1 protein-coding gene is annotated in these 1,284 nt (G+C 30.3%); it reads left to right on the top strand.

What is annotated here, in order from left to right; all coding sequences use genetic code 11:
• Positions 1-23: 23 nt before the first annotated feature.
• On the top strand, positions 24-1,284 hold a 1,261-nt coding region (locus Q0C22_RS02490), incomplete at its 3' end, for a LysM peptidoglycan-binding domain-containing protein (protein ID WP_291490495.1).

Here is a 1,284-nt window from a genome sequence, read left to right as displayed (position 1 = left end):
TTGCTCAAAAATTAGGCTTACCATTGGAAAAATTAAAATATGCAAACCCCGGTATTAAAAGATCGGATTTAAGTATCGGTCAGAAAATACTAATACCTCAAATAAACACCACTGTTTCAAATTCTCAAACGGCGTCGAATATTATTAAATCAAAAGTTTATATCGTACAAAAAGGCGACAGTGCCTATAACATAGCAAAAAAATTGGGCTGCAGTCTTGATCAATTAAAGAATCTTAATCCAAATATAAACTTATCTGATTTAAATATTGGCGATAGGATTATTGTACCAGATAGCACAAAAACTGTCTCCAATACCCAATTGACCAATGTTTATATTGTAAAAAGTGGCGATACAGCCTCAACTATTGCCAGCAAATACAATATTTCTCTTTCCGAATTAGAAAAATTAAACCCTCAATTAAATTTATCTAATATAAATATTGGTGATAAAATTATTTTACCCGTCAACATTTCAAATAAAAATACTCAAACTTTAACTCAAATTAAGACTTTTAAGAACGAGAACTTTTATACTGTTGAACCTGGAGATACACTTACGGCTATATCGCAAAAAACAGGCATCAATATGAGTGTAATTAAAAACTTAAATCCAAGTGTTGATTGGTCAAACCTGCAAATTGGTGAAAAAATTGTTTTAAAACCTTCTTTAAAAAAAGAACAAACAGTACTATCTCATAATGGTATTTACCCTCAAGAAAATCAAAACACAAACTATATAAAATACACTGTAGCACCAGGTGATACACTTTTTTCTATCGCAAAAACTTTTTCTACTACAATTGACGAACTTAAAAAAATTAACTCTCTAGCAAGCAATAATCTATCTATAGGTCAAACAATACTTGTTCCACCCAAAATAGTGGCAATGAAATCAATGCAAAACAATAACACTTCAAATGAAACACCCGCATACCAAGCAAAAAACAAGATCGATCAGCAACAAAATAATGACCAATCTACTGCTTTAGATTATAGCGAAAACAATGATTATTCTTTGTATTTAGATCATTATACAGTTCAAAAAGGTGACACTCTTTATCAAATAGCAAAAAAATTCAATGTAACCATTGATGACATTGTGGCTTTAAATAATCTTCCCGACAAAGAAATTACAGTTGGGCAAGTTTTACTTATACCAAACAATAATAAAAATATAGCATCCACTCCAAAAAACTATTCAACAAGTGAATATTCACTTGTAAACAAAGAAACACCTTTGAGCGAAAGATTGGTAAAATATGCAAAACTTTTTGTTGGTGCAC

It is taken from the genome of Desulfurella sp. (assembly GCF_023256235.1).
GTDB lineage: Bacteria > Campylobacterota_A > Desulfurellia > Desulfurellales > Desulfurellaceae > Desulfurella.
Note: the sequence above shows the minus strand (reverse complement) of the source record. Positions and strands in the feature narration are given on the sequence as shown.